Here is a 20562-nt window from a genome sequence, read left to right on the forward strand (position 1 = left end):
CTATCCCTTAACCGCGCCCATCGTCAGGCCGCGCGACAGATTCCTCTGGATCAGAAGCACCAGGATGAAGACCGGCACGAAAGCCAGGAACGAGACCATCGCGATAGCGTTATAGATCTTGCCGTCCGAGCCCCCGGTGAAGTTCGCCAGCGCCACCGACATGGTGTAGGCGTTCGGCGTCGAGGCGATCAGCAGCGTGAACAGAAACTCGTTGATCGCGAAGATGGCCGCGATCACGGCGGCGGTGATGATGCCGGGCAGACAGACCGGGATGATGATCTCCCACAGGATCCGCAGATCCGACGCACCGTCGGTTCGTGCGGCATCCTCCAGCTCCTTCGGCAAGTCCATCATGTAGGAGCGGATGATCCAGGTGACGACGCTCAGGTTGATGGCGGCGTAGATCAGCATCAGCGCCCAAACGGTGTCGAGCAGGCCGAGACCGCGGAACAGGAAGAAGATCGGGATCGCGACGATGGCCGGAGCCATCATCCGGGTCGAGAGTATGTAGAAGCCGATGTCTTCGCGGCCGCGGTACTCGTAGCGCGCCAGCGAGTAGGCGGCGGGAATCGCCAGCACTAGATCGATGACTACCGATCCAAAGATCGCCAGCACCGAGTTGCGGAGGTACGCCCCCATCGGCCAATCGTCCCAGATCATGTGCCAGGCATCGAGAGAGAAGTTGGGCCAGTAGATCGGCTGCGGTGTGATGATCTCCGTTCGGGGGCGGAAGCCGATGGACAGGAACCAGAGGATCGGAACGAGGCAGACGAGCGCCCAGGTGCCGAGCACCACGTATCTTAGGACAAGGCTTTCGCCACGGCCGAAGCGAAGGCGCATCTCAGGCTCTGCCCGAGCGGAAGAACCGCTTCAACAGGAGTTGCGCTGTGATGATCGTACCGATGAGCATGACGGCCGACGCGGCCGACGCGTAGCCGAAGTTGAACGTCTTGAAGCCCATTCGATAGATGAAATAGCTGATCGTCTCGGTGGTGCCGCCGGGCGTGCCACTGGTCATAATGAAGACGTTAGTGAACATCGTGGTGATGTCGATACCGCGCAGAATCACCGCGATGGCGATGACCGGCTTCATCATCGGCAACGAGATGTTCCAGAAGATCGCCGCCCAACTGGCGCCGTCGAGACGGGCAGCTTCTTCCACCTCACGGTCCTGGGCCTGCAGTCCGGCGACGAAGATGATGAACAGGAAGGGGGTCCACTGCCAGACGTCGGCGACGATCAGCGTTAGTCGGGCGTTGAAAACCGAGCCGGAGAAATCGATGAACTGCGACACGAGGCCGAGCCGCATAAGCAGGTCCGAGACCACCCGGCCATCCATGAAGGCAAGCTTCCACAGGAAGGCGACGGCCGACGGCATGAACAGCATCGGCAGAAGGAAGATGATCCGCCAACCACGGATCAGAGGGTCGCGATAGGCGTAGTAGGCAAGCAGCATGGCCAGGCTGCACTGGACGATCAGCGAGATGCCGCCGATCACCAGCGTGTTCCACAGCGCTCCCCAAAACTCCCGGTCTTGGAACAGCTGCTGATAGTTCTCCGTGCCGGCCGGAATCCACTCGTTGAAGCGAACGTGGAAGAAGCTCTGATAGATGGCGTAGACGCCGGGATAGAGCGTGATGGTCAGCAGATAGATGACCGCCGGCAACACCAGGAGGTATGGAAAAAGGCGCCGCCGAAACGGGCTCCGGCGGCGTTGGCCGCGGCGCAAACGCACGGATGGGACGGCACCTGCCGTCCCATCCGCATTCGCCTGAACGCCAGCGACGCTCATGTCACACAGCCGATGGGCTTAGCCCGGCAGCGGCTTGCCCTTGCCGACCCAGACGCCCGCTTCAACGGCCGAATAGGGGAACGGCTCGCGGCTAGAGAAGAAGCCGTTTTTCTCCATGATCGACCGCCACGCCGCCGCGCCGTTGTCCAGCGCTTCCTTGGCGCTGATCTGACCGACGACAGCTCTGTTGATCTCATTGCCGAGCGCCTGTTCCATTTCGAACATGCCAGGAATCCGCGGGGCGCACCATGCGTAGTTGAGGCTCTCGGCCCAGACTTCAGCCGGCTGAGAGACGATCCGCAGATGCTCGTTGCCGAGAACCGATTTGTAGCCTGGCGCGACGCCGTTGGCGTTGGCTTCGTTCATCGCCATGATCGACGATGTGGTCAGGAAGGCGAGCATCAGGAATGCACCTTCCGGATTCTGCGACGTCGATGCAACGCATGAGGTTGAGCCGGCGATGTTCGGCGGCGCGAACCGGGCGCTGTCGGTGCCGGCGCGCGGCTCGTAGATGGTAACGAAGTCGCCGACGATCTGGCTCTGGTCGGGCCGCATCGCCTGGGTGCCGCTGTCCTGCCAGGAGATGTTGGAGGCCAGTTGACCACCGAGCCATGCGGCGCGATTTTCTGGCCAACCCCAGCCGGCAATACCCGGTGCGGCGTTCTTCTGCAGGGCGAGGATGACTTCCATCGCCCGGACGCCGGCATCGTTGTTGAAGATCGGGTTCCAGTCGGTGTCGAAGAGATCCATGCCGTACTGGGCGGCGATGTGCTCCCAGGTATAGGTCGACCAGAAACCGCGACCGGCCATCAAGCCGACGCCGGCGACGCCCGGCTCGAGTGCGTTCATCTCGCCCGACAGACGGATCAGTTCGTCGTATGTCGGTACCGTGTTCCACTTGTCGATCTCGCCGCCCAACACCTGCTCGGTGTAGGACTTGCGCAGGTGGACCATCTGGATGTCGCAGTCGAACGGAATGCCGTAGAGACCCTGGTCGCCGAAATAGCCGTAGTTCAAGCGATAGGTGTCGTAGAAGTCGTCCAGCGGCAGGGCCCACTTTTCGGCGTAGTCGTCGAGCCGTGCGAGGAAGCCCGGGGCGGCGAAGTCGCCGAGCCAAGGCGAGAAGAACTGCAGCGCATCGAAGCTGGCGTTGCCGGAGATGAACTCGGCGATCGCCTTGTCGTAGAAGCTGTCATCTGGAATCGGAACCAGTTCGACCTGGATGCCGGAGAGCTTTTCGAAAGGCACCAGACCCTCAGCCGCCGATTCCTGATCGGCGGCGCCGATGGCGAAGCGCACCGTCTTTCCGGCCTGATCAGAGCGGACCGCCTCCCAGTCCACGGTGCGGATCCAGTCCTTGTCGGGATCCCAAAGCGGTGCATCTGACATGCCGTACAGTTCACGATAGTCCGCGCGGACGTATTTCTCCACGGAGATGTCGGCCAGGACGTCAGCCGGATTTGGTAAGTCCGATTGCGCCAAAGCGGGCGCGACGAGCGACGTGCCGACGCTCGCGGAAACGCCAGCGGTTACGCCGGCAGCGGCGGTCGACTTCAGAAACGAACGCCGTGTCACATTGGATTTATTGCGGAGCATTTCCGATCCTCCCTTGCAGATTTGTTCCCCGACGCCACGCCTGTGGCCGATCCTCACGACCCGAGGTTATCCGCGGGACGTGCGGGTTTTGAAGGTCTCACCGAACCGAGGCCTCGAAGCCTCGGTATTCCTCCCTTTGAACATTATTATCTCTAGAGCGATAAATGTTCAAGTCAAATCGACAGGATCACTTCGACCAGGACATATTGTGCACTGCAAGGTACACATTGCTTGACGTAAAAACAAAAGTTCAGATACTCTGAAGGGGTCTTTCGCGGCACTCAAACCACATCCGGAGCGGATCTTGGCAACGAACATCGCGCTGACCGGACTTGCTCGCGATCTCGCCCAACGGGCTGAGTCGGGTCGTTACGTGACCATCGGGCTGGTCGGTTGCGGCGAGATGGGCACCGACATCGTCACGCAGGTCGCGCAGATGCCGGGAATCCGGATTGGCGGAATCGCCGATCTCAACGTGCCTGCAGCACTCAAGGGTGTCGAGATCGCTTACGGCGACATCGATCGCGTTCGGCAAGTCGTCGGCGCCACGACTGTCGATGCAGCGATCGAGGCCGGCAAGATTGCCGTCACCCCCGACGCAAATGATCTCCTGGAAAGCGGCTTGATCGACGTCGTGATCGACGCAACCGGCATTCCCGAGGTTGGCGCAGCCATCGGCCTGGCCGCCATGGAGCGGGGCAAGCATCTGGTGATGATGAACGTTGAGGCCGACGTCACCATCGGTGCACTTCTCAAATCGGAGGCCGATCGGCTCGGGGTTGTCTACACCCTCGGTGCAGGTGATGAGCCCTCGTCATGCTTGGAGTTGATCGCGTTCGTCGCCTCGCTCGGCTATCCGATTGTCTGCGCCGGTAAGGGCAAGAACAATCCGCTCAACATTGACGCGACGCCGGACGCGTATGCCCAGGAAGCCGAGCGGCGCAACATGAACGCGCGGATGCTCGTTGAGTTCGTTGACGGGTCGAAGACGATGGTGGAGATGGCCGCGATCGCCAATGCCACCGGTCTCGTCCCGGACTGTCCGGGCATGCATGGACCAACGGCGAGCCGGGCCGAACTCGCGAAGATCCTCGTGCCGAAGGCGGACGGCGGTGTCCTCTCCGGCATTGGCCGCGTCGACTATTCGATCGGCGAGGGTGTTGCCCCGGGCGTCTTCGTGATCGCGGACATGTCGCACCCGCGTGTCACCGAGCGGATGGTCGATCTCAAGATGGGCGAGGGGCCATACTTCACATTTATCCGCCCGTATCATTTGACGTCGCTGGAGGTGCCGCTGACCTGCGCCCGCGCGGTCCTCTACGGCAAGGCGGACATGGTTCCGCTCGACCGACCGGTCGCCGAGGTCTGCGCTGTCGCCAAGCGCGACCTCGAGCCGGGCGAGACGCTCGACCTGATCGGCGAGTATGCTTATCGCGCCTGGATCATGAAGGCCGGCGAAGCGGCGGCGGCCAAGGCCGTTCCATGTGGCCTCCTTGCCGGTGGGACGGTGACCGCGCCGATCGCCAAAGGCGAATTGCTGACCACGGAGAATGCGGCGCCCCCCCCGGATTCAAAGATCGCCGCCTTGCGCGCGCGTCAGAACGCGCTGGTTGGCGACGGCCAAGAGGCGGCTGCGGTTCATGTCTGACGTCAGCCTCGAAAACGCACCGTTCGCGATCCGCGAGTACGGCCCGGATGCGCTTCGCCAAGCGTTTCGCAAGATGTGCCTGATCCGCAAGTTCGAGGAAGGCGCCGAGGCGAGTTACATGCGCGGCCTGATCCACGGTACGATGCATCTGTCGATCGGCCAGGAAGCGACCGCGGTCGGTGCATGCATGCCGCTGACCGATCACGACAAGATCACGTCGACCCATCGGGGTCACGGCCATTGCATCGCCAAGGATGCCGACGTGTCGCTGATGTTCGCTGAGTTCTTCGGCAAGGAGACCGGGTACTGTAAAGGCCGCGGCGGTTCGATGCATATCGCCGATGTTGCGAAGGGCAACCTCGGCGCCAACGGCATCGTCGGCGGCGGTATTCCCATTGCGGTGGGAGCGGCGCTGACCGCCCGTCAGCTGAAGACGAATGAAGTCGTCCTCTGCTTCTTCGGCGACGGCGCGAACAACGAAGGCGCGTTTCACGAGGCGCTCAACATCGCATCGTTGTGGGCGCTCCCAGTCGTGTTCGTCTGCGAGAACAACAAGTACGGCATGTCGGTCTCCACCGAACGATCGACTGCGGTCAAGAACATTGCCGATCGCGCCGTTGCCTACTCGATGCCGGGCGTCACCGTTGACGGTAACGACTTCTCCGCAGTGGCCGAGGCGAGCCATCGCGCTGTCGCTCGCGCCCGCGCTGGCGACGGCCCGTCGTTGATCGAGTCGGTGACATATCGGTGGCGCGGCCACTCCCGGTCCGATCGCAACCGCTATCGGAGCAAGGATGAGATCGAGGCGTGGATGGAGCGCGATCCGATCCGACGGTTCGCCGCCTTGCTGACGAGTCATGGCGTTGTCGATGGTGCCGAGATCATCCGGATCGAGGAGTCGGTCGCCGACGAGATCGACAGGGCGTTGGCGTTTGCACGCGAGAGCCCGTCTCCTGACACCGCCGAGGTGACACGCGATGTCTATGCTCCCGCGCCCCAATGAACGCGCCCGCCGCCACTGTCGAAACGCGTGAACTCAGCTTCGCCGAGGCTATACGGGAAGCGTTGGCGCTGGCGCTTGAGCACGACGAACGGGTGATCCTTATGGGCGAGGACATCGGCGTTTACGGCGGTGCCTTCCAAGTCACCGGAGATCTGATCCACCGGTTCGGCCCGGAACGGGTCCGCGATACGCCGATCTCCGAACTGGGCGGTGCGGGCGTGGCGGTCGGTGCCGCTCTGACGGGTCTCCGGCCGATCTACGAGTTCCAGTTCTCTGATTTCTCAGCGCTGGCGATGGAGCAGATCGTCAACCAGGCGGCCAAGCTCCGCTACATGCTCGGCGGGTCGGTTTCGGTACCGCTCGTGTTCCGCCTGCCGAGCGGTTCTGGTACGGGTGCCGCGGCGCAGCACAGCCAGAGCCTTGAGGCGTGGTTCGCGCACGTGCCCGGCCTGAAAGTCGTCGAGCCGTCGACACCGGAGGATGCCAAGGGCCTTCTGCTCGCCGCGCTCGATGATCCCAACCCGGTGCTGATGTTCGAGCACAAGCTTCTCTATAAGGCGAAAGGCCCCGTGCCGGCTGGCCGTTACACCGTGCCGATTGGTGAAGCCCGTGTTTGCCGCGGTGGCACCGACGTGACCATCGCAGCGGCGGCGATCATGGTGCCACGCGCGCTGGAGGCCGCGGCGGCGTTGGCGGACGACGGGATCGATGCGGAGGTCATCGACCTCCGGACCTTGCGGCCGCTCGATCGCGACACACTCGTCGAGAGCGTCAAGAAGACGATGCGTCTCATCTGCGTCTACGAGGGGGTCAAGACCCTCGGCATCGGTGCCGAAGTCAGCGCGACGATCGCTGAAAGCGAGGCGTTCGATTTTCTTGACGGCCCGATCGTCCGGCTCGGTGGCGCGGAGTCGCCGGTTCCCTACAACCCCGAACTCGAAAGGGCCGCTGTTCCTCAGGTCCCCGACATTATTGCGGCGGCCCGTGATCTGATTGGAGGCAGGACGTGACATGCCGGTCGAAGTCATCATGCCCAAGGTCGATATGGACATGGCGAAAGGCAGCCTCACGGCGTGGCTTGTCGATGAAGGCGCGGAGGTCCGCGAGGGCGATCCGCTCTTCGAAATCGAGACCGACAAAGCGGCAATGGAGGTGGAAAGCCCCGGATCCGGCCGGCTTTTCAACATCGTCGCCAACCCCGGAGACGAAGTCCCGGTGGGGACGCCGGTCGCGTGGATCTACGCTGAGAGCGAAGCGGTGGGACCGCCGCCGACCCCGGTCGGGGCCCAAATCGAGACAGAATCGGTAACTCCGGAGGGATCGGAGCCGTCGATAGAAACGGCGGAAAAACCGGCGAAAACGGACAATCGCGTGCGAGCCACGCCGCTCGCGCGGCGGATGGCGTGGGAGGGCGGTATCGACCTCGCGGAGGTGCCGGGAAGCGGACCGCGGGGGCGGGTGCGCAGCGACGATGTCCGGCGCTTCACCCGCGAGGCGCGGCGCAAGTCCGACCGCAAACATGCCGACGGGTCAAGCCGGCAAGCTGCTGTAACTGAAGGACAATCGGCTCCGGTCGCCGTCGACGGCGCGGGGCTCATACTCATCCACGGACTGACCGCGGACGCCAATGCATGGGCGCATCTGACACCGCTTCTGCCGGCCGACCGGGCGGTCGTTAACCTTGAGCTGCCAGGCCACGGACGCTCTCAGGACGCCCCGCGACACTCGTTCGACGCCATGGTCGACGCCGTTGCGACACGCTTCGACGCTATCGCGACGCCCGGTGTCCATCTCGCCGCCCATTCGGTTGGCGGGGCGATTGCCGTCGCGCTCGCCGATCGTTTTCCGGACCGGGTGGCGTCGCTGACGCTGATCGCGCCGGCGGGTCTCGGACCGGAGATCGATGCCGCCGCGATCGCCGGCGTCGCCCGCGCCAGTCGGGTCGAGAGCCTGACGCCGTGGCTCAAGCGCTTCACTGCCGACCCCGATCGGATCAGCCGCAATTACGCGTCCGCTGCGATGATGGCCCGAAAGGATGAAGGCCTGCGCCAGGCGCAGTCGGAAATGGTCGAGGCACTGCTTCCCGACGCGGTGCAGGGCTTCGACATCACGCCGATCCTGAACCGCCTGGGCCAGCCGACGCGGATCATCTGGGGGCGGGCCGACCGGATCATCCCGTGGTCGCATGCCTTGCAGGCTCCGGGGTTCGTCGCCTTGAATTTGCTTAAGGATGTCGGCCATTTACCGCACTTCGAGGCTCCCGAGCTTGTCGCCCGGCTCATTGACGAACAGATCGCCGTGGCCGAAAAGACGCGCCGGGATTGAACGGACCGGGCACGGACAGGTCGGGACTGAGGGACCGCAGGAGGTCGACAGGTGGCTGTTGCCGAAAGACGCCGCAGCGGAGCGGATGCGACTGAACAGATCGCTCGATCGGAGGCGACCCATCGCACCAGGGTCCGCGCTGCCTGGATGTACTTCATCGAAGGCAAGACCCAAAGCGAGATCGCCCAGCTTCTCGGGATCAGCCGGGTCGCGACCGTGCGGCTCATCGCCGACGCCCGTCGCCGCCGCGAAGTACGGGTCACCATAGAGGCGTCGCTGTCGGAACTCGCCGGCCTGGAGCGGGCGCTGGAAGAACGGTTCGGCATCGAAGAGGCGATCGCGGCGCCGCTGTCCGAGCCGGACTCCGATCCGACCCATGTGATCGCGGCTGCCGCCGGTAGCTACATCTCGCAGGCAATGCACGCCAACATGACCGTTGGGGTCGGGTGGGGGCGAACACTCTATTCCGCGCTGCCGTTCATCGCCGGCCGGACGCTGGAGAATTTTCGGGTGGTGTCGCTGCTTGGCGGCATCTCGCAAGCGCGGCGGTTCAACCCGGCCGAGTTCGCGTGGCAGTTCGCCCAGCTCTTTCAGGGCGAGGGTTTTCTGGTGCCGGCTCCGGCGCTGGTCGACAGTCCGGAGACCAAGCACGCGCTGTTGGAGCGGTGCGGGCTCGCTCAGATCTTCGAGATGGCCAACAGCCTCGATATCGCCCTGCTCAGCGTCGGCGGCATCTCGACCCTGACCACGTCCTACCGGGTCGGCCACGTGTCGGAGGCGGAGCGCCGGTCGCTGATGGAAGCCGGCGCCGTGGGCGACATTCTCTACAACTTCATCGACGAGAACGGACACGTCCTTGACCATCCGGTCAACCGCCAGGCGATCTCGGTGACAATGGGGCAACTTCGCCGGGCGCCGAAGCGCGTGCTGATTTCCGGCGGGCCGGAGAAGATCGCGGTCCTGCGCGGATCGATCAGCCTGGTTCAGCCGACCGTGTTCGTGACCGACGAGTACACCGCGCGGGCGCTGCTGGACGAGTGAACCCGCCTGATGTCGGTGCCAGTTTTGCGAGGCGACGAGGTTTGCGGGAGCCAGCTTGACGAAGCTCGGTTCCCTAACGCCGCGCGGGACGGAGTGGCGGCTGAGGAATCGCTTCGGCCTCGACACGCTCTGACATCGCCTGATCGTCGTCGGACGTGGAATCACCCCCCTCTGGCTCCGCTAAGGCTCGCTACGCGAGACTAAGCTCCGCCGTCTCCCCCGCAAGGGTGGAGAGGGGCGTGGGTGTGTGCGGCGGGGGGCCAGGCGTTTGCGCCGCGAGGACTTCCGCAGAGAAATCCGATCAGGGCGAGGGAGGCTTTCGGCATGAGGGCGATGACCGTTGAGCCTCCAACCCCGTCGTCCTCTGGCTTGACCAGAGGACCCGGCATCACCCGGTACGGGGGTGGGCAATGAAGCCAAGGCCGGCATCACGATCTTCATCGGAGCAACGGTTTCGATGGGTCCTCTGGTCAAGCCAGAGGACGACACCGCGTGGGTGGCACAGGCTGGCCACAAACTCTTCCCATCGCAACACACCCAAAGTGAAGCGTTGCTCCTTTTCCGTGAACCCAAGGAATCAAGGCAACATCCGGACTGGATGATCAGAAAGGTTGGGTTCCCGCCCGCCGATCGGGCCCGGGGCCGGCTGCGTCGGGACGAGCGGTGGGGGCATGGTGCGTCCCCCGATCAAGTCGGGGGCAGGCTCTTCGAGGCTCCGCTACGCGGAGCTCGTCAGGATGAGGTAGGGAAAAGGCGTCGGGATTAGAACCCCGTTCACCGCCAACACCCAACGGCCTCATCTTGAGGTGCGAGGCCGCTTAGGCGAGTGAGCCTCGAAAGACGCACGACGCGGCTTGCGCCTCTTGCCTGCATCCTCCCGATCCGATCGGAGGTGCGAGCGGTTGAGAGTGATCGGTGCTGCGTGGCGCCAAGCGCCATCGGCTTCCCCGCAAGGGCATTCCGGGTTTCTTGCGACCCCGACACATGGCACTTTGGCGCCGACCCGCCGCCTGCAACCACGGAGACCTTGCGATCATGACGATACTCGACGATGTGCGCCAAGCATCGGACACCTTCTACTCGGCGCTGAGCCAGTTGCTGAACGGCAACGCAACACCGATGGCCGGTGCCTGGGCCGACGACGAGGAGGCGACGGCGCAGCATCCGATAGGCGGCCGCGATGTCGGTACGCCGGCGGTGCTGGAATCGTTCGGCAGGGTCGGCGCGATCGCTGAGGGTGGCAATGTCGGGATCGAGGACCAGAAGGTTCATGTGGGCAGCGACATGGCGATCGAGACCGGCGTCGAGAAAGGCACCGTGACCATGGCCGGACACACGGCGGCGATCGACCAGCGGGTGACCAACGTCTACCGGAAGGAGGGCGATCAGTGGAAACTCCTCCATCACCATACCGACGTGTCGCCTGGGATGCAGGACATTCTCGCCAAGTCGGGCTGAGCGTCGGTCCGATAGTCCGCTCCGACTTTCGCTACGCGCGGTACGAGACTCGTTCAGGCGGATGTTGGAGTCATCGTCCGACCGCGCAGGTCGGCTATGCGGACGAAGTGAGCTTTCGCTGCGCTGGCACCAATGGCCGCTTCGGCGCGCACTGCCTAAACGGTCTGACCTGAGACCCGTTTCCTGCCCATATTTTAGCGTCCACTATTTTTAGCGGACACTATCCTACTCAATCGCAAACCGTCAGAGCGGCCAGACCAGACGGATACGTTGCGGCTGCGGACAATTGGGATTGTCGTGACATCACGCTCCTCCAATGTTGCGTAGCGATAGTCTACCCGAGAAAGCTACAAGAACGAGCCTATTCAACGCCCGTCGGTTTTAGTGGCGGTTGTCGAACCCAACCGCCGGCCCCAAGCGCCCCCCGGCTTGATCTACTTTCGCTGAATGTTAGTGATGCCTATTAGGGTACGTTGGGGCACCCGGTTATGCCGTATTCTGCAATATACTCATACTTCGCTTCACCCGAATTGCAGTGACAACGCATATAGTCGACGCCACTATCGCGGTGCTTCTGACAGTCAATGACTGAATTCGGACTTTTGCACTTTATTGTGGACGGTTGGGATATTGTACCGCCGTCTTGCCCGCAATAAAGGTAAATCATTACCTGTTTGGGCGGGTTCTTCTCATGTACCTTGCATTCTTGAGTTGGGGATCCCGCGTTGCCGTAATAGTGAATATTATCTTCACACTCAGCATAGGCTTGCGCAACGCCAACGCTTGCCAACATGAGAACAAAGACTGCTACAGACAATCTCAACATCAATGTCTCCCTATTTCGGGCCCAAGGTCATTATCCGCTGGTGGGAGCCTTGGTCAAGAGGCGAACACGACAGCCTGTGCTCCTTGATTCACCCTCCCACTAAGACATTCTACTTTTGCGTCATCCGCTCAAACGCCTGAGGAGAGCCACACCATCGCTATCCAAACCGGCAAGACTGCAAGCTGTCTTCCCGAGATCAATACCCAAAACCGCTATATCCATCGGAATGGCAGAGCGGCGATCTTCACCCTTGCATTTGCCGGAGCCTGCCTGTGCGCTGCCATCTACGTATTCCTGATTGAGTCCTTTCCCTTCATGATCGCGGAAGGCATTTGGTCGATGGCTGCACTGAGAAAATGGACAATTCGTTCTCGGGCTGAACCTTGAAGAGCCGACACTGGTGCAAGGTGCAGCATCGGTGAAAATGGGCTCGAAGCTGCCATCGAGCAACTCACCAGGGACGGCGCCACCGAACACGAAGACCGATATGACAACAGGTGCGCTGGGCGTGCCAGCTCCCTTGGCTAGGTCGATCGGTGTCATCTGTGAACACGCCGGGCAGGTGATACCGACATCGATGGATTCCGGCCTTCGCCGGAATGACCGTGGAGTGATTTCGCGGGGGTACCGCGACGTCGAGGCCGGTATGGTTTGAGGCACCGACCCCTCGAAGGGGTTACGAGATTTACATGTCTCTGACCAAGCTTGCATCGGCGCCTAAGAGACGCGTCAAAACCACATGTCCCTCACCGTTCGACCGTCACGCGGGAGTTCCTTGAAGCTGTCGTGCCCCTCGAAGTGACGGATTGGGATCTCGCCGATCAGTGAAGGGTCAGACATCCGGACGTTGACGGCGGCCCGCCGGCGTCCGTCCTCACTTTCGTTCGTTGCTACGTAGTGGGTCAGACATCCGCAAACGGCGCAGAAGTGGAAACTGATATCTCCGCTATCATCGCGCAGGTAAGTCCTGGTGTGTCCGGTCGTTCGAATGTCATGGCCAATGTAGCCATAGGCCCATAGAGCACCGTAGCGCCGGCAAATCGTGCAATTGCAAGCCGTGACCGACGTTGGCAGTGTTTCGAGTGTCCAGCTAACTGCACCGCAGTGGCATGTTCCCGTCAGCACAGACCTACCTCCTCTCTCGGTACTGTCGGCGATCCTGACGTGGCGAACACCCTGTGTCGATGCTGTTGGGCTTGGTGTTTATGCCGGCATGGCGATCTGAACCTTGACCGTGCCCTCGGGCTGGCGCGCGGCGAACTCGAACGCCTCGACGCTTTTGTCAAACGGGAAGGTCTCGGTGATCAGTGGCGCAACGTCGATGGTCCCCGACGCGAGCATGGCAATGCAGCGCGGGAAGACATGAGCGTAGCGGAAGACATGCTCGATCCGCACTTCCTTGACGCAGCCGAGTGACACGTCGTGCAGGAACGGCACGAGCGGGATGCCGATCATCACGGCGACACCGCCAGGGCAGGCGAGATCGAAAATCTCGGCGGCCGCCTTCTCGCTGCCCGAGCATTCGAACACCACGTCCGCGCCCCAGCCATCGGTCTCTCGCGCCACCACCTCGGTGAGATTCTGTGACTTCACGTTCACCGGCACCACCGCGCCCGGGACCTTCGCGAGCTTGTCGGCGATGGCGAGCTTGGAGTCGTCCACGTCACTGATGATGACGCGAGCGCAGCCGGCCGCGAAAGCGGCGAGCAGGGTGACGAGGCCGATCGGGCCGGCGCCGATCACCACGGCCGTGTCGCCCGGCGTGACCCGCGCTTTAACCGTCCCGTGCACACCGACGGCGAGCGGCTCGACCATCGCCGCCGCCTCGAACGAGACATTGTCGGGCAGCTTGAAGGTGAAGTCGGCGGGGTGGACCACGGTCGGCCGCAGGATGCCGTGCACCGGCGGGGTCGCCCAGAAGCGGACCGCCGGATCGAGATTATACAGGCCGAGCCGCGAGGCCTTGCTGGTCGGGTCGGGAATGCCGGGCTCCATGCAGACCCGGTCACCTTCCTTCAGTTTGGTGACGTCGCGCCCGGTCTCGATGACGACCCCCGAGGCCTCGTGGCCGAGGATCATCGGCTCTCGGACGACGAAGGGACCGATAGCGCCGTGGGTGTAGTAGTGGACATCGCTACCGCAGACGCCGACGGTTTTCAGCACAATGCGCACATCGCGGGGACCGAGGGTCTCCTCGATGTCGATATCGCGCAGTGACAGATCGAGTTTCTTTTCAAGAACAAGGGCTTGGGTCATGATGTTCACTCATTTCAACCGCGCCGGATGATGAACCAGCCAAGGACGATCGAGATCGCCGTCGAGATGTAGAGAGAGAGCCCCAGCGGCTCGAGGAAGCGCATCCACAGAAGGCTGATCGCGACGAAGATGACGACCGCGATGAAGCCGCGGTCGAAGGCGTTGGTCTGGATCGGCAGGAAGCCGTGGCGTTCGTCTTCGCCGCGTGTGTCGCTCATCGCCCTACTCCTTGACCGCGCCGAAGGTGAGGCCGGCGACGATGTGGCGCTGGACGACACCGAGGAACACCAGCGCCGGGATAAGCGTCAGCATGGCGGTCGCCGCCATGAGGCCCCAGTTAGTGCCAGTGACGGTGACGAACTCGGCGAGGCCAGTGGTGATGGTGCGCGCGTGGACGCTGGTGAGGGTTGCCGCGAACAGATACTCGTTCCAGGCAAACACCCAGGTGAGGATGGCGGTGACCGCCAGCCCGGGCCGCGCCAGCGGGAACACCACCTGGGTCATGGTCTCCCAGAGATTGGCGCCGTCGACCATCGACGCTTCGTCCAGCTCCTTGGGGATACCGTCGATCACACCGCGCAGGATCCAGATCGCGAACGGCAGATTGAAGACGCAATAGAGCAGGATCAGACCGAGGCGGGTGTCGTAGAGGCGCCAGTCGCCGATGGTGAACGCCTGGGTGTAGAGCAGGAACAACGGCAGCAGGAACACGGCCGGTGGTGCCATGCGGTTGGTGATCGTCCAGAAGAAGATGTTCTCCTTGCCGACCAGCGGAAAGCGCGACAGGGCATAGGTGGCGAGGAAGGCGAGCACCGTGACTAACAGCGAATTGCTGGTGGCGACCACGATCGAGTTCAGCATGTATTTCTGGAACACCGGATCGGTCAGCGTCTCGATGTAGTTTTCCCAATAGATCCGATCGATCAGGAAGCTCGGCCGGCCGAACAGATCGACCCGGCGCTTGGCCGAGATGACGAACATCCAGTAGATCGGGGCGAGGGTGATCAGGCTGGCGCCGCACCAGAACAGAAGCGAGAGGCCGCGTCGGGACTTGAACATCAGTTGACGCTCCTCTGGCCCTTGCGCGCGACGAGGCTGACATAGAGCAGCCAGCACAGCACGATGGTGAGATACAGCGTCACCAACGATATGGCGGCGCCGTACCCGTAATCCGTCTTGGGGAAGACCACGCGCCAGATGTAGAGGCCGATGTATCGGGTCGCGTCCGCGGGGCCCCCTCCGGTCAGCATCCACACTTCGTCGACAGTGCGCAGCGCATCCATCATGCGGATGAAGACGGTCGCCAGGATCGCCGGCCGCAGATACGGCAGGGTGATGTACCAGAAGATCTGGAAGCGGTTGGCGCCATCGATCTGAGCCTGCTCGAACGGCTCCTTCGGCAGGGACGACAGCGCGGCGAGCAGCGTCAGGGTCACCAGCGGCGTCCAGTGCCAGACGTCCATGATGACGGTGGTGATGAATGCCTGGGTGGCGAAACTGCCGAGCCGGTATTCGAAGCCGAACCACTCCTCGAGGAAGTAGGGCAGGGGCCCGAGGCCCGGCACGGTCAGAAGGCGCCAGGTGGCACCGACCGCGATCGGCGCGACCATCAGTGGGAGTGCGTGGATGGTCCGGAACAGCCCCTTCAGCGGGAAGTCGGACATCATCAGGCGGGCGAGGAAGTAGCCGAGGATGACTTCGCTAACGACGGCGAAGAAAGCAAAGCGCAGGGTCAGCCAGACGGAGAAGAGGAACTGGCCGTCGAAGACCAGCCTGCGGTAGTTCTCAACGCCGGCAAAACGTGGCGTCGGATCGGCGGCGAAAGCGTTCCAGTGGGTAAAGCCGGTGATCAGAACATAGATGAACGGCACGACCCCGAAGATGAACAGGATGATCAGTGTCGGGGCGAGGAGGAGCCAGCCGGTTCTTTGCGATCGCATCTCACGTTACCGCCGAGCTGTCGGCCCGGTTGCGAGCACGGGAGCCCCCCGGAAAAGCGGGCAATGAACGGGAAACATACACGAAACCTGGGAACCGGAACGACCGGAGCCGTCCCGATTCCCAGGGAGGAAAGCGTTAGTTGCGGTAGCCGAGATTCTGAAGTTCGGTTTCCGCGGCCTCCGCCATCTGGTCGAGCGCCTCGGACGGCGTGATCTGTCCGATGATCGCCTGATAGAAGAACGGCGCCGTGGCTTCACGGACCTGCGCGTGGAACGGGTAGGGCGGTGCGCCTGAGAATAGCGGGCCCTCGTCCTTGAGCAGGGTGTAGTAGCCGTCGAGTTCGGCATCCATCTTCACCACATCCGGATCGGAGTAGGTGGCTTCGTGGGTGATCCGCGGTGCCGCGATCGCCCAGCCCGGCTGCACTTCGGCCTGGCCGATGAACTGCAGGAAGAGGGCAGCCGCTTCCTTGTTCTTCGACGAATGCGGAATGCCGAAGGCACCGCCGTCATAGTAGCCGATATAGCCGGCGCCACTCTGGGCATCCGCCAGAACGCCATCGGCGAGCGGCGGCAGGGTGATACCGACATTGCCGACGACGTTGGACTTGGTGTCGTCCGCGGCGATCCAGGCGGCGTTTTCGCCATAAACCAGACCTTGGGCGGCCCGGCCGGCAGCGAAGGTCGCCGCGACCTCGTCCCAGGTGCTCTGGGTCGATTCCGGCGGAGCGAACTGGAGCAGGTCGAGCCAGTAGGCAAGAGCCGTCTTTGCCGTATCGCTGTTCATCGCGCCGCCGCTGGCGACCGCTGCCGCGTAGTTATTGTCGGCATCGATCCCCCAGTTATAGACACCGAAGGTCGGTCCCCAGCTCTCGTAGAACTCGTACCAGGACGCCGGATGACCGGAGTGGGCCTGCACCGTCGTGCCCCACAGCTCCATGTCGTTGTCCTCACCCCACTGGGTGAAGAACTCGGCAATGTCGCGATACTGATCGTGGGTCGTCGCTGGAGCGAGGTCGTAGCCGTACTTCTCCTTGAAGGCCGCCTGCGCGGCTGCGTCGCCGAACAGGTCCTTGCGATAGAGGTAGACCTTGACGAACGCCTCCATCGGCACACCGAAGACATTGCCGTCGGCGTCCTCGAAGTTGTCGATGAAGGTGGTGAATTCGTCGAAGCTGAAGTTCGGTGCTTTCAGGTCCGGGTTGTCGGCGAGCATCTGGGTCAGGTTGACCAGGAAATCGCGGGCCATGTAGCTGTAGACGATGTCCTGCTCGATATAGACGAAGTCATAGATGCCGGTGTTGGCCTCCATGTCCTTGATCGCCTTGTCGTACATCTGGTCCCAGGATGTCGCCTCGAACTCGACGGTGATGCCGGTGGCCTCGGTGAAGGCCGGGCCGAGCACGTCCTTGACGTAGTTCGACGGCGGGGTGCTTTCCGAGACGCCGCGGATGGTGACGCCTTCGTATGGCTTCGCCGCATCCGACCAGAAGTCGGCCTGGGCGAACGACGCCGAAGCAACCACAGTCAGGGCTGCAAGTGCCGTTTTTGCCAACAGTCGTGAACGCATCTGAGGTCCTCCCCTTTTGGTGCGTACTACCTGTTCCTCCGCCTCGCCGGGCACTATCCACAGAACCCGGTGGGCCCGGAGCCGCGCGCAGCGGCCCCGCTAAGTCATATAATGACCCGCGCCCGACTTTCGCGGCCACGCAGATTCGGGTCTCCGATTGCGCAATTTTTGAAATCGCGCCCGTTGCCGTGCCCGAGGCTTTCTCGCCTGATCGTGGCGCGCGGCGCGGCAGCCCTTGATACGAAAACACCACGGCTTGGCCGGGCCGCCGACGCGTCACCGATTGCCGCGATCAAAAAAGTATCGGTTTCTGTCTTCCCGGTGGTAGCATTGTCGCAGGTGAAGATGCATCGTTGACACAAGACGAAAGCAGGTTCGGCACCCCGCTCGCCAAAGGAAGCGGAGGCAGAAGCTGCGGGAGGAGACCCATGGACCGTTCGCAGTCCGCCGACGCACCTGCCGATCACGCGGCGGGCCCCGCAATGGGGCGGTGGACGTCCGTCGAGGCCGATGCGGCGATCGGCGGCCACAGCAGCGAAGCGCTGCCCGACTTCGAGCTCATCGTCCGCCAGCCGCGGCAGTCTTTCCATTGGAAGGTGCATGATTTTCCGTATCCGTTTGCCAAGTGGCACTACCATCCGGAGTACGAACTGCACCTGATCCAAAAGACGTCCGGCAAGATGTTCGTCGGCGACTACATCGGCAATTTCGAACCCGGCAATCTGGTGCTCACCGGGCCGAACCTGCCGCACAACTGGGTAAGCGATAACGTCGCCGGGGAGGTCGTGCGCCACCGGGACATGCTGATCCAGTTCAGCGATGACATCGTTCGCGACATGATGCGGGTGTGCCTCGAACTGGAGGAGATCGAGCCGCTGCTGGACGATGCCCGTTACGGCATCCAGTTCTTCGGCGAGACGGCGCGGTTTGGAGCCCGCGCCCTGCGGCGGATCGGCGAAGCCAGCCCCACGCGTCGGATGCTGCTTTTCCTCGAATTGCTCGACGAACTGAACCGCTCCCGGGATCGCAAGATCCTGTCGAGCCGCAACTACGCACCGACCCTCGACCACGCGGTATCGGACACCATCAACCGCGCCATCGATTTCCTGATCGGCAAGCTCGGCGAGGAAATCCGGCTCTCCGACGTGGCCCGTCATTGCGCCATGTCGGACGCGGCCTTCTCACGTTTCTTCAAGAAGAACACCGGCCACGGCTTCGTCCGTTACGTTAACCGGATGCGGGTCAACCGGGCGTGCCTCCTGCTGACACAGACGACGGGCCCGATCACCGATATCTGTTTCGAGACCGGCTTCAACAACCTGTCGAACTTCAACCGTCAGTTCCTGGCGATTTGCGGGATGACCCCGTCCGAGTACCGGCGCCAGGCGAAACGGAATCTGAAGAAGTCGGCGAGCGAGTCGCGGGTGGTCAGCATCCTCGGGGAGCAAGGGGAGGGGCGTAGCGTTGCAGCGTCGTCCTGATCGAAACGCGACCCTGACATTCTCCAGCAGCGGTACCGGTCGAGTGCCGTGGAGGCTCCGGCCATGACCGCAGGCACCGAGGAGCCCGCCGAAGACGGGTCCGCACCCAGCTTCGAGCAGCCGTTGCTCCAACTCAAGGGAGTGACCAAGACGTTTCCGGGGGTCAAGGCGCTCGACGACGTCAGCTTCGACGTGCGCCCGGGCGAGGTGCACGCCCTGCTTGGCGAAAACGGCGCCGGCAAGTCGACGCTGATCAAGATCCTCTCCGGCGTCTACACCCCGGACTCCGGTGAGATGTTCCTCGACGGCAATCGCGTCGCCTTCGCCACGCCATCGGAGGCGCAGGAAGCCGGTATCGCGACCATCTACCAGGAACTGCTGCTTTTCCCCGACCTGACCGTCGCCGAGAACATCTTCATGGGGCACGCGCCGCGCACGTCGTGGGGCGCGATCGACTGGCCGGCGCTTCGCAAGGGGGCTACCGATCTTCTGGCGTCCCTCCACAGCCATGACCTCGACGTCAGCGCGATCGTCGGCTCGCTTTCGGTCGGCAATCGCCAGCGGGTCGAGATCGCCAAGGCGCTGTCGCACGATGCTCGTATCCTGATCATGGACGAGCCGACCGCGGCGCTGACCGAGCACGACGTCGAGCGGCTGTTCGACATCGTGCGGCTGCTGCGCGATCGCGGCGTCGCGGTGATCTACATCAGCCATCGGCTGGAGGAGGTCTTCCTGCTCGCCGACCGGGTGACGGTGCTGCGCGACGGTGCCTATGTCGCTACCAAGGACGTCAAGGACACCGACCAGAGCGATCTGATTCACATGATGGTGGGGCGCGTGCTCGACGCCTTGTTCCCGAAGACCGAGGCCAAGATCGGCGAGGTGGTCCTCGAGGCGCGCTCGCTGGTGCGGGCGCCAGCCACGAACGATGTGAGCTTCCAACTGCGCGCCGGGGAAATCCTCGGGGTCGCCGGGCTCGTCGGTTCGGGGCGGACCGAACTCGCGCATGTCCTATTTGGGGTCACCCCGCCGAACAGCGGCGCGCTGCTCGTCGACGGGAAGGAGGTTTCGATCAACAGCCCCGCCCAGGCCAAGGCGCTCGGCATCGCCTACGTGCCCGAAGACCGCGGCCGGCAGGGGCTGATCCGGCCGATGCCGCTGGTCGAGAACATTTCCCTGTCGATCCTCAACCGGATCGCGCCGGCCAGTTTTATCGACCGGCTGAAGGAGCAGAAACTCGCCGAGGAAAGCGTCAAGACGTTTCAGATCCGGGCGAGCAGCATCTGGCAGATCGCCGGCAAGCTATCCGGCGGCAATCAGCAGAAGGTGGTCCTGTCCAAGTGGCTGGCGACCGAGCCGCGCATCCTGATCATGGACGAGCCGACCCGGGGCATCGACGTCGGCGCCAAGGCTGAAATCCATCGCCTGATGAGCGAGCTCGCGGGCAAGGGGCTCGCCATCCTGATGATCTCCAGTGAACTGCCGGAGATCCTGGGGATGAGCGATCGCATTCTGGTGATGCGCGGCGGACGCATCGTCGCCGAGGTTGCCCGCACCGATGCGGATCAGGCGGCAATCGCCACCGCGATGATGAGCGATGCCGACCAGCAGGAGGCGGCGGCCTGA

Annotated in this window: 18 protein-coding genes; 8 read left to right on the forward strand and 10 right to left on the reverse strand. The window is 63.0% G+C overall.

Annotation, left to right across the window (positions count from 1 at the left end; genetic code table 11):
* From ACO076_RS12525 to ACO076_RS12535, 3 genes are read right to left on the reverse strand one after another with little or no spacing between them, the layout of a single operon-like run.
* Complete coding sequence (locus ACO076_RS12525; RefSeq protein ID WP_421723165.1) at positions 1–840, reverse strand: carbohydrate ABC transporter permease; 840 nt, start codon at positions 838–840, stop codon at positions 1–3.
* Position 841: 1 nt separating this feature from the next.
* Complete coding sequence (locus ACO076_RS12530) at positions 842–1792, reverse strand: carbohydrate ABC transporter permease (protein ID WP_421723166.1); 951 nt, start codon at positions 1790–1792, stop codon at positions 842–844.
* A gap of 18 nt (positions 1793–1810) precedes the next feature.
* Positions 1811–3388, reverse strand: a complete 1578-nt coding sequence (locus ACO076_RS12535) for an ABC transporter substrate-binding protein (protein ID WP_421723167.1) — start codon at positions 3386–3388, stop codon at positions 1811–1813.
* Between the two features lie 304 nt (positions 3389–3692).
* Between ACO076_RS12535 and ACO076_RS12540 the strand changes: the two genes are divergently transcribed.
* The 6 genes from ACO076_RS12540 (at position 3693) to ACO076_RS12565 (ending at position 10863) form a co-directional block, all read left to right on the forward strand.
* Positions 3693–5036: an NAD(P)H-dependent oxidoreductase gene (locus ACO076_RS12540; RefSeq protein WP_421723168.1), complete on the forward strand. Its 1344-nt coding sequence runs from the start codon at positions 3693–3695 to the stop codon at positions 5034–5036.
* Positions 5029–6039 (forward strand): thiamine pyrophosphate-dependent dehydrogenase E1 component subunit alpha, encoded by a 1011-nt coding sequence (locus ACO076_RS12545; protein WP_421723169.1) that lies wholly within the window; start codon positions 5029–5031, stop codon positions 6037–6039. The genes ACO076_RS12540 and ACO076_RS12545 overlap by 8 nt, the downstream gene beginning before the upstream one ends.
* Positions 6036–7049, forward strand: coding sequence for an alpha-ketoacid dehydrogenase subunit beta (locus tag ACO076_RS12550; protein ID WP_421723170.1), 1014 nt, complete (start codon positions 6036–6038; stop codon positions 7047–7049). Before ACO076_RS12545 ends, ACO076_RS12550 begins: the two co-directional genes overlap by 4 nt.
* Before the next feature lies 1 nt (position 7050).
* The gene (locus ACO076_RS12555; RefSeq protein WP_421723171.1) at positions 7051–8364 is read left to right on the forward strand and encodes an acetoin dehydrogenase dihydrolipoyllysine-residue acetyltransferase subunit; all 1314 of its coding nucleotides are present in this window, start codon (positions 7051–7053) and stop codon (positions 8362–8364) included.
* A gap of 51 nt (positions 8365–8415) precedes the next feature.
* Entirely contained in the window at positions 8416–9405 is a 990-nt protein-coding gene (locus ACO076_RS12560) for a sugar-binding transcriptional regulator (RefSeq protein WP_421723172.1), read from the forward strand.
* Positions 9406–10440: 1035 nt separating this feature from the next.
* On the forward strand, positions 10441–10863 hold the full coding sequence (locus ACO076_RS12565) for a YybH family protein (RefSeq protein ID WP_421723173.1): 423 nt from the start codon (positions 10441–10443) through the stop codon (positions 10861–10863).
* 946 nt (positions 10864–11809) lie between these two features.
* Here the strand turns inward: ACO076_RS12565 and ACO076_RS12570 are convergent.
* The 7 genes from ACO076_RS12570 to ACO076_RS12600 form a co-directional block, all read right to left on the reverse strand.
* The gene (locus tag ACO076_RS12570) at positions 11810–12232 is read right to left on the reverse strand and encodes a hypothetical protein (protein WP_421726795.1); all 423 of its coding nucleotides are present in this window, start codon (positions 12230–12232) and stop codon (positions 11810–11812) included.
* A gap of 186 nt (positions 12233–12418) precedes the next feature.
* Positions 12419–12814, reverse strand: coding sequence for a GFA family protein (locus tag ACO076_RS12575; protein WP_421723174.1), 396 nt, complete (start codon positions 12812–12814; stop codon positions 12419–12421).
* Between the two features lie 78 nt (positions 12815–12892).
* Positions 12893–13945, reverse strand: coding sequence for an NAD(P)-dependent alcohol dehydrogenase (locus ACO076_RS12580; RefSeq protein WP_421723175.1), 1053 nt, complete (start codon positions 13943–13945; stop codon positions 12893–12895).
* Positions 13946–13959: 14 nt separating this feature from the next.
* Positions 13960–14163, reverse strand: a complete 204-nt coding sequence (locus ACO076_RS12585) for a DUF2160 family membrane protein (RefSeq protein WP_421723176.1) — start codon at positions 14161–14163, stop codon at positions 13960–13962.
* A 4-nt stretch (positions 14164–14167) separates the two neighbouring features.
* Entirely contained in the window at positions 14168–15004 is an 837-nt protein-coding gene (locus ACO076_RS12590; RefSeq protein ID WP_421723177.1) for a carbohydrate ABC transporter permease, read from the reverse strand.
* Positions 15004–15885 carry a carbohydrate ABC transporter permease gene (locus ACO076_RS12595; protein ID WP_421723178.1) on the reverse strand — a complete coding sequence of 294 codons (882 nt, stop codon included), beginning with the start codon at positions 15883–15885 and terminating at the stop codon, positions 15004–15006. The genes ACO076_RS12590 and ACO076_RS12595 overlap by 1 nt, the downstream gene beginning before the upstream one ends.
* Positions 15886–16021: 136 nt before the next feature.
* On the reverse strand, positions 16022–17455 hold the full coding sequence (locus tag ACO076_RS12600; RefSeq protein WP_421723179.1) for an extracellular solute-binding protein: 1434 nt from the start codon (positions 17453–17455) through the stop codon (positions 16022–16024).
* A 428-nt stretch (positions 17456–17883) separates the two neighbouring features.
* Between ACO076_RS12600 and ACO076_RS12605 the strand changes: the two genes are divergently transcribed.
* Positions 17884–18936, forward strand: a complete 1053-nt coding sequence (locus tag ACO076_RS12605; protein WP_421723180.1) for an AraC family transcriptional regulator — start codon at positions 17884–17886, stop codon at positions 18934–18936.
* A gap of 63 nt (positions 18937–18999) precedes the next feature.
* A complete protein-coding gene (locus ACO076_RS12610) occupies positions 19000–20562 on the forward strand; it encodes a sugar ABC transporter ATP-binding protein (RefSeq protein ID WP_421723181.1) in 1563 nt (520 codons plus the stop codon).

This window comes from Bauldia sp. (assembly GCF_965232525.1).
Taxonomy (GTDB): domain Bacteria; phylum Pseudomonadota; class Alphaproteobacteria; order Rhizobiales; family Kaistiaceae; genus Bauldia.

What these genes read in the sequence shown, in the direction of transcription:
- ACO076_RS12530 (WP_421723166.1), bottom strand. Translation starts at nt 1,792, where the DNA reads ATGAGCGTCGCTGGCGTTCAGGCGAATGCGGATGGGACGGCAGGTGCC.
- ACO076_RS12600 (WP_421723179.1), bottom strand. Translation starts at nt 17,455, where the DNA reads ATGCGTTCACGACTGTTGGCAAAAACGGCACTTGCAGCCCTGACTGTG.
- ACO076_RS12565 (WP_421723173.1), top strand. Translation starts at nt 10,441, where the DNA reads ATGACGATACTCGACGATGTGCGCCAAGCATCGGACACCTTCTACTCG.
- ACO076_RS12555 (WP_421723171.1), top strand. Translation starts at nt 7,051, where the DNA reads ATGCCGGTCGAAGTCATCATGCCCAAGGTCGATATGGACATGGCGAAA.
- ACO076_RS12525 (WP_421723165.1), bottom strand. Translation starts at nt 840, where the DNA reads ATGCGCCTTCGCTTCGGCCGTGGCGAAAGCCTTGTCCTAAGATACGTG.
- ACO076_RS12580 (WP_421723175.1), bottom strand. Translation starts at nt 13,945, where the DNA reads ATGACCCAAGCCCTTGTTCTTGAAAAGAAACTCGATCTGTCACTGCGC.
- ACO076_RS12590 (WP_421723177.1), bottom strand. Translation starts at nt 15,004, where the DNA reads ATGTTCAAGTCCCGACGCGGCCTCTCGCTTCTGTTCTGGTGCGGCGCC.
- ACO076_RS12535 (WP_421723167.1), bottom strand. Translation starts at nt 3,388, where the DNA reads ATGCTCCGCAATAAATCCAATGTGACACGGCGTTCGTTTCTGAAGTCG.
- ACO076_RS12605 (WP_421723180.1), top strand. Translation starts at nt 17,884, where the DNA reads ATGGACCGTTCGCAGTCCGCCGACGCACCTGCCGATCACGCGGCGGGC.
- ACO076_RS12545 (WP_421723169.1), top strand. Translation starts at nt 5,029, where the DNA reads ATGTCTGACGTCAGCCTCGAAAACGCACCGTTCGCGATCCGCGAGTAC.
- ACO076_RS12550 (WP_421723170.1), top strand. Translation starts at nt 6,036, where the DNA reads ATGAACGCGCCCGCCGCCACTGTCGAAACGCGTGAACTCAGCTTCGCC.
- ACO076_RS12570 (WP_421726795.1), bottom strand. Translation starts at nt 12,232, where the DNA reads ATGACACCGATCGACCTAGCCAAGGGAGCTGGCACGCCCAGCGCACCT.
- ACO076_RS12610 (WP_421723181.1), top strand. Translation starts at nt 19,000, where the DNA reads ATGACCGCAGGCACCGAGGAGCCCGCCGAAGACGGGTCCGCACCCAGC.
- ACO076_RS12595 (WP_421723178.1), bottom strand. Translation starts at nt 15,885, where the DNA reads ATGCGATCGCAAAGAACCGGCTGGCTCCTCCTCGCCCCGACACTGATC.
- ACO076_RS12585 (WP_421723176.1), bottom strand. Translation starts at nt 14,163, where the DNA reads ATGAGCGACACACGCGGCGAAGACGAACGCCACGGCTTCCTGCCGATC.